The following is a 6,717-nucleotide window of genomic DNA, read 5'->3' on the forward strand; positions in this document are numbered from 1 at the left end:
CCTCAAACGCCGGCGGGGCTGATTTCAGCCCGCGCGGCGTTTGAGCGCACCGGGCGCGGAGCGCCCGGGTCTTTCAGCCCCGCCGGCGTTTGAGGCGAACGGGGGCCGGGGCCGCAGGCCACGGTTTCGGGAAGGGGCGTGGTGGGGAACGGCTCCGCGCAGCGGGTCCGGCGGTGGCCGGAGGGGGTCGGGGGCCCGCCGGAGGCTAGAGGTACTCGGTCGGGATCACGGCCTCGCCGCGCGACAGCTGCGTAGCGGAGAGCGGGAGCCCGCCGCGGGCTCCGCGGTGGCGGTCCCGGGCGGCCTCCAGCGGCTCCCGAGCCACCACCTCCCCCGCCTTGACCAGCTGGACCAGCAGCTGCCGCTCGGCAAGGGCGTTCGGGACCGGCCCGGTCCCGACCACCTCGGCCTCGGCGACCCCGTCCCCGTCCAGCCGCCGCGCCGCCCACTTCCGTCCCCCGACGGAGGTCTTCCCCCCGGTGGCCTTCTTCGCCACCGGCACCAGCGGCGCCTTCGGGTCCGCGGACTGCGCCCGCGCCACCAGCTTGTAGACCATCGAGCAGGTGGGGTGCCCGCTGCCCGTCACCAGCTGCGTACCGACCCCGTACGCATCCACCGGCGCCGCCGCCAGCGAGGCGATCGCGTACTCGTCGAGGTCCGAGGTGACCACGATCTTCGTGCGCTCGGCCCCCAGCTCGTCCAGCTGCTGCCGCACCCGGTGCGCGACCAGCAGCAGGTCGCCGGAGTCGATCCGGACCGCGCCCAGCCCGGTCCCGGCGATCTCCACGGCGGTGCGCACCGCCTCGGCCACGTCGTACGTGTCCACCAGCAGGGTGGTCCCGCCGCCCAGCGAGGCCACCTGCGCGGTGAAGGCGTCCCGCTCGCTGTCGTGCAGCAGCGTGAAGGCGTGCGCGCTGGTCCCGACGGTCGGGATCCCGTACCGGAAGCCGGCCGCCAGGTCCGAGGTGGAGGTGAAGCCTCCCACGTACGCGGCGCGCGAGGCGGCCACGGCGGCCAGCTCGTGGGTGCGCCGGGCGCCCATCTCGATCAGCGGCCGCTCCCCGGCGGCCGAGGCCATCCGGGAGGCGGCGGCGGCGATCGCCGAGTCGTGGTTGAGGATCGACAGGATGACCGTCTCCAGCAGCACGCACTCGGCGAAGCTGCCCTCGACGCGCAGGATCGGCGAGCCGGGGAAGTACACCTCGCCCTCGGGGTAGCCCCAGATGTCACCCGAGAAGCGGTACGAGGAGAGCCAGTCCAGCGTCCGCATGTCGACGACGGCCCGCTCGCGCAGGAACTCCAGCACGGCGCCGTCGAAGCGGAAGTTCTCCACCGCGTCCAGGACGCGGCCGGTGCCGGCCACGACTCCGTAGCGCCGCCCCTCGGGCAGCCGCCGGGTGAACACCTCGAAGACCGAGCGGCGGTCGGCGGTGCCGTTCGCCAGGGCGGCCTGCAGCATCGTGAGCTCGTAATGATCCGTGAAGAGCGCTGTCGACGGCACGTCCACCGGCAGGCCCAGGTCCGCAGGGTTCATGCCACGGATGCTAGCGCACATCTCGTCAGAGTGACGAAATGTAGGGCCGGTTTGTGCAACGGACCCGTCACGGTGGCAGCATGGGACAAGTGAGTGTTGCTCCCATTGAGATCGAACGCACCGAGTCGGCCGAAGAGACCTCCGCGGTCCCCGAACCCGACGTTCCCTGGGTGACCCTGGTGCACAACGACCCGGTCAACCTCATGAGCTACGTGACGTACGTGTTCCAGGCGTACTTCGGCTACACGAAGGACAAGGCGCACAAGCTGATGCTCGACGTCCACCACAAGGGGCGGGCCGTCGTCTCCAGCGGCACCCGCGAGGAAATGGAGCGCGACGTGCAGGCCATGCACGGCTACGGTCTGTGGGCGACCCTCTCCCAGGACCGCATGTGATGGGGCACTCCGCAGCGATGTTCGAAGCCCTGAAGGGCGGCGGAGCCGCCATCGCGCTGGACGAGGTCGAGATCTCCATCCTGCGCTCCCTGGCCGTCAACCTCCTCGAGCTCATCGGACCGGGCGCACCCGAGCCGGACGCCGACGCCGACCCGCTCGCCGTGCTGTTCGCCGAGGAGCACCAGGGCCCCACCGAGAAGCCCGCCGACCCGGCGCTCGCCCGGCTCTTCCCCGACGCCTACGGCGGCCCCGGCTCCGAGGGCCAGGGCGTGGACCAGACGGAGATCGCCGCCCGTTCGGCGGAATTCCGCCGCTTCACCGAGAACGACCTGCGCACCCGCAAGCGGGAGGACGCGCTCGCCGTCGTCCACAGCCTGAACGCCCTCACCCCCGGCGAGGACGGCTCGGCCGTGCTGGAGCTCACCGGCGAGCTCCCGCTGCGCTGGCTCGGCGCGCTCAACGACCTGCGCCTGACCATCGCCGCCCGCCTGGACATCACCGAGGACGACGAGAGCGCGCTGCTGTTCGGGCTGCCGGACGACGATCCGCGCAAGCCGATCTCGATGGCGTACGTGTGGCTCACCGGCCTCCAGGAGACGCTCATCGAGACCCTCTGAGGGGCTCGGAGGGGGCTCGGAGGGGGATTGGAGGGGCTCGGAGGGGCCCCTCACCCCATGCTGTTCGCTCAGCGGACGCTCAAATCCGGATAACGATCAGATCACCGTCATGCGGTGATCTGACTTTTTTCATCCCCCATGTCCTGATTTATATGTGATCTGCGCCACATATCGGCCTCTCGGTCGGAGATCGACACGTGATAGATCTTCACGACCGCCGACGGGAACGCCACCCATGTCCCCCTCGGCCTGCTTCAACCGGCTGACCGCCGGCGTGCAACTCCATCCGTATCCGGGGGGATCGAGGACCCGATCCGCAGCCATCGAAGGCGCGGGTCGGCGTGGAGAAAGGCGCACCAACACATGACCTCTGTGCAGGTCGAGCAGCACGACAGGGCACCCGGCGAGGGCGCCGGAGCCGAGGGTGGCGAGGGATACCACCGCACACTCGGCGCCCGCCAGATCCAGATGATCGCGATCGGCGGCGCCATCGGCACCGGCCTCTTCCTGGGGGCCGGCAAGGCGATCTCGAAGGCCGGACCGAGCCTCATCCTGGCCTACGCCATCGCGGGCCTGGTCATCTTCTTCATCATGCGCGCCCTCGGCGAGCTGCTGATGTACCGCCCGGTCGCGGGCTCCTTCTCGGACTACGCCCGAGAGTTCCTCGGCCCGTTCTGGGGATACGCCACCGGCTGGACGTACTGGCTGTTCTGGGTGGTCACCGGCATCACCGAAGTCACCGCCGCCGCCAAGTACATGACGTACTGGACCCACGACAGCTTCCCGCAGTGGGCCTACGCGCTGATCTTCACGGTCGTCCTGTACACCGCCAACCTGATCTCGGTGAAGCTCTTCGGCGAGCTGGAGTTCTGGTTCTCCATGGTCAAGGTCACCGCCATCGTCGGCATGATCCTGATCTGCGCCGGCATCCTCACCATCGGCTTCAGCGACGCCGCCGACGGCGCCACCTTCGCCAACCTGTGGAACGACCGCGGCTTCTTCCCCAACGGCATCGGCGAGACGCTGATGACCCTGCAGATCGTCGTGTTCGCCTTCCTCGCGGTCGAGCTGGTCGGCGTCACCGCCGGCGAGTCCAAGGACCCCGAGAAGACCCTGCCCAAGGCCATCAACACCGTGCCGTGGCGCATCGCCGTCTTCTACGTCGGCGCCCTCATCATGATCATGTCGGTCATCCCGTGGTCCAACTTCAAGGCCGGCGAGAGCCCCTTCGTCCTCGCCTTCGAGAAGATGGGCCTCGGCATCGGCGCCGCGATCGTCAACTTCGTGGTCCTCACCGCCGCCCTGTCCTCCTGCAACTCCGGCATGTACTCCACCGGCCGCATGCTGCGCGACCTCGCGCTCAACGGCCAGGGCCCCAAGGTCTTCACCAAGCTGACCAAGAACGGCACCCCGCTCGTCGGCACCACCGTCTCCGCCGCCCTCATGCTCGTCGGCGTCTGGATCAACTACGTCGCCCCCGGCAAGGCCTTCGACTACGTCGTCTCCTTCGCCACCATCTCCGGCATGTGGGCCTGGATCGTCATCCTCGTCTGCCAGATCCGCTACCGTGCCAAGGCCGACCGCGGCGAACTGCCCGCCTCGAAGTTCAAGGCCCCGGGCTCGCCCTGGACCAGCTGGTTCGCGCTCGCCTTCATCGCCGTCGTCATCGTGATGATGGGCGTCGACGCCGACGCCCGCGTCTCGCTCTACTGCGCCCCCCTGTGGGCGCTGATCCTCGGCCTGTCCTACGCGGTCCTCAAGCGCCGCGACCCCGCCGGAGCCGCCTTCACCAAGGCCTCCTGAAGCCTGTGAAGCCCTGCGGGGCCTCGGAAACCGGCCGGCCGTCACGGCCGGGAGCCAAGGCCCCGCGGACCACGTGTCCAGCATCCGGGCCCTTGCGTACCACACCTCGGTACGCAAGGGCCCGTCTGCTTATCCTGTCGCTCATGCTGACCCTCACCCAGGCCCTCTACGACCAGATCGTCGCGCACGCCCGCAAGGACCACCCCGACGAGGCGTGCGGCATGGTCGCCGGCCCGGCCGGCACCGGCCGCCCCGAGCGGTTCATCCCCATGCTCAACGCGGCCCGCTCGCCCACGTTCTACGAGTTCGACTCCAAGGACCTGCTGGCGCTCTACCGCGAACTCGACGACCGGGACGAGGAGCCCGTGATCGTCTACCACTCGCACACCGCCACCGAGGCCTACCCCTCGCGCACCGACGTCTCCTACGCGGGCGAGCCCGGCGCCCACTACGTCCTCGTCTCCACCGCCGACACCGACGGCCTCGGCGAGTTCCAGTTCCGCTCGTACCGCATCGTCGACGGCGTGATCACCGAGGAAGAAGTGCAGGTCGTAGAGGCCTACTGACCACCATGCGAGCAGACTGCGTCCACGATGCGGGATCACACTCCATACGGGGGACCGGGAATCGTTAACATGACCGCATGGTTCCCCACGACGTGAGCATCGAGACGCCCGGCAGCCTGCTGCTCGTGGCCCGGCTGCACGTCGACCTGTGCCGCCTCGCCAGCAGCATCTGTCCTGCCGCCTGAGCATCCACAGCACCCCGCCGGGGCGCCACCGGCGCCGCGCGCCCGCGCCGGGGGCGCCCCCGCCCTGCCCCGCCTGACACCACCACTGGAGCCTGCCATGGCCATCGAGGTCCGCATCCCCACCATCCTCCGCACCTACACCGACGGCGAGAAGGCCGTCAGCGGCAAGGGCGCCACGCTCTCCGAGCTCTTCGCGGACCTCGAGACCCGCCACAAGGGCATCGAGGAGCGCATCGTCGAAGGCGGCAAGCTGCGCCGCTTCGTCAACGTCTACCTCAACGACGAGGACGTCCGCTTCCTGGACGGCATCGCCACCCCGGTCAAGGACGGCGACAGCGTCACCATCCTCCCGGCGGTCGCCGGCGGCGCTGCCTGATGCGGTACGACTCCCCGCTCGCCGCGGTCGGCAACACGCCGCTCGTCCGGCTGCCCCGGCTGTCGCCCTCCGAGGACGTCCGCATCTGGGCCAAGCTGGAGGACCGCAACCCGACCGGCTCGATCAAGGACCGCCCCGCGCTCCACATGGTCGAGCAGGCAGAGAAGGACGGCAGGCTCCAGCCGGGCTGCACCATCCTGGAACCCACCTCGGGCAACACCGGCATCTCCCTGGCGATGGCGGCGAAGCTCAAGGGCTACCGGATCGTGTGCGTCATGCCCGAGAACACGAGCCAGGAGCGCCGCGACCTTCTCACCATGTGGGGAGCCGAGATCATCTCCTCGCCGGCGGCGGGCGGATCGAACACCGCCGTCCGGGTGGCCAAGGAACTGGCGGCCGAGCACCCCGACTGGGTGATGCTCTACCAGTACGGCAACCCGGACAACGCCGGCGCCCACTACGCCACGACCGGCCCGGAGATCCTGCGCGACCTCCCGTCGATCACCCACTTCGTGGCGGGCCTGGGCACCACCGGCACCCTCATGGGCGTGGGCCGCTACCTGCGCGAACACGTCGAGGGCGTCAAGATCGTCGCGGCGGAACCCCGCTACGACGACCTCGTCTACGGCCTGCGCAACCTCGACGAGGGCTTCGTCCCCGAGCTGTACGACGCCTCCGTCCTGACCACCCGCTACTCGGTGGGCTCCGAGGACGCCGTCACCCGCACCCGCGAGCTGCTCCAGCAGGAGGGCATCTTCGCCGGCGTCTCCACCGGAGCCGCCCTCCACGCGGCGATCGGCGTCGGCCGCAAGGCCGTGGCCGCCGGCGAACAGGCCGACATCGTCTTCGTCGTGGCCGACGGCGGCTGGAAGTACCTCTCGACGGGCGTCTACACGGCCCCCACCACGGAGGAAGCCATCGCAGTCCTCCAGGGCCAACTCTGGGCCTGACCCCGTCCGATCCCGCCGGCGCGTGAGCGGGGGCCAGCCCCCAGCTCCGCTGCCGCCGACCGCTGCCGCGGCCGGTTGACCGCGTGCCGCCGCCCGCCGCCATCGACCGGCTGCCGCTGCGCGGGGCCGTTGCCCTCCCCGCCCCTTCTCCCCCAGCTACCGCTGGGAGGTGCCCCCAGAAACCGGGCTCCGTCCGGACCCGGTTCCGGGCGCTCCGCGCCCGGTGCGCTCAAACGCCGCGCGGGCTGAAATCAGCCCCGCCGGCGTTTGAGGCGCGGGGGTCCGGGGGCG

The 6,717-nt window shown here is 70.3% G+C and carries 8 protein-coding genes; 7 read left to right on the forward strand and 1 reads right to left on the reverse strand.

Translation table 11 applies throughout. From position 1 onward, the window contains the following. Positions 1-205: 205 nt before the first annotated feature. The gene (locus ABZ924_RS37760; RefSeq protein ID WP_361920136.1) at positions 206-1,534 is read right to left on the reverse strand and encodes a nicotinate phosphoribosyltransferase; all 1,329 of its coding nucleotides are present in this window, start codon (positions 1,532-1,534) and stop codon (positions 206-208) included. An 80-nt stretch (positions 1,535-1,614) separates the two neighbouring features. On the opposite strand from ABZ924_RS37760, the gene clpS reads away from it, so the two are divergent. From clpS to ABZ924_RS37795, 7 genes are all read left to right on the forward strand, one after another. Next, positions 1,615-1,929 carry an ATP-dependent Clp protease adapter ClpS gene (gene clpS / locus ABZ924_RS37765; protein WP_361920138.1) on the forward strand — a complete coding sequence of 105 codons (315 nt, stop codon included), beginning with the start codon at positions 1,615-1,617 and terminating at the stop codon, positions 1,927-1,929. Continuing rightward, positions 1,929-2,546, forward strand: a complete 618-nt coding sequence (locus ABZ924_RS37770; protein ID WP_361920140.1) for a DUF2017 domain-containing protein — start codon at positions 1,929-1,931, stop codon at positions 2,544-2,546. Before clpS ends, ABZ924_RS37770 begins: the two co-directional genes overlap by 1 nt. A gap of 363 nt (positions 2,547-2,909) precedes the next feature. Next, a complete protein-coding gene (locus ABZ924_RS37775; RefSeq protein WP_361920142.1) occupies positions 2,910-4,349 on the forward strand; it encodes an amino acid permease in 1,440 nt (479 codons plus the stop codon). Between the two features lie 143 nt (positions 4,350-4,492). Next, positions 4,493-4,915, forward strand: coding sequence for a M67 family metallopeptidase (locus ABZ924_RS37780; protein ID WP_361920144.1), 423 nt, complete (start codon positions 4,493-4,495; stop codon positions 4,913-4,915). A 77-nt stretch (positions 4,916-4,992) separates the two neighbouring features. Beyond that, a complete protein-coding gene (locus ABZ924_RS37785; protein ID WP_361920146.1) occupies positions 4,993-5,100 on the forward strand; it encodes a putative leader peptide in 108 nt (35 codons plus the stop codon). Positions 5,101-5,197: 97 nt separating this feature from the next. After that, complete coding sequence (locus ABZ924_RS37790) at positions 5,198-5,476, forward strand: MoaD/ThiS family protein (RefSeq protein WP_361920148.1); 279 nt, start codon at positions 5,198-5,200, stop codon at positions 5,474-5,476. Then, a complete protein-coding gene (locus ABZ924_RS37795; RefSeq protein WP_361920150.1) occupies positions 5,476-6,426 on the forward strand; it encodes a cysteine synthase in 951 nt (316 codons plus the stop codon). The genes ABZ924_RS37790 and ABZ924_RS37795 overlap by 1 nt, the downstream gene beginning before the upstream one ends. Positions 6,427-6,717: the final 291 nt, after the last annotated feature.

It is taken from the genome of Streptomyces sp. NPDC046876 (genome assembly GCF_040645035.1).
Classification (GTDB): Bacteria; Actinomycetota; Actinomycetes; order Streptomycetales; family Streptomycetaceae; genus Streptomyces.

What these genes read in the sequence shown, in the direction of transcription:
- ABZ924_RS37760 (WP_361920136.1), bottom strand. Translation starts at nt 1,534, where the DNA reads ATGAACCCTGCGGACCTGGGCCTGCCGGTGGACGTGCCGTCGACAGCG.
- clpS (WP_361920138.1), top strand. Translation starts at nt 1,615, where the DNA reads ATGGGACAAGTGAGTGTTGCTCCCATTGAGATCGAACGCACCGAGTCG.
- ABZ924_RS37770 (WP_361920140.1), top strand. Translation starts at nt 1,929, where the DNA reads ATGGGGCACTCCGCAGCGATGTTCGAAGCCCTGAAGGGCGGCGGAGCC.
- ABZ924_RS37775 (WP_361920142.1), top strand. Translation starts at nt 2,910, where the DNA reads ATGACCTCTGTGCAGGTCGAGCAGCACGACAGGGCACCCGGCGAGGGC.
- ABZ924_RS37780 (WP_361920144.1), top strand. Translation starts at nt 4,493, where the DNA reads ATGCTGACCCTCACCCAGGCCCTCTACGACCAGATCGTCGCGCACGCC.
- ABZ924_RS37785 (WP_361920146.1), top strand. Translation starts at nt 4,993, where the DNA reads ATGGTTCCCCACGACGTGAGCATCGAGACGCCCGGCAGCCTGCTGCTC.
- ABZ924_RS37790 (WP_361920148.1), top strand. Translation starts at nt 5,198, where the DNA reads ATGGCCATCGAGGTCCGCATCCCCACCATCCTCCGCACCTACACCGAC.
- ABZ924_RS37795 (WP_361920150.1), top strand. Translation starts at nt 5,476, where the DNA reads ATGCGGTACGACTCCCCGCTCGCCGCGGTCGGCAACACGCCGCTCGTC.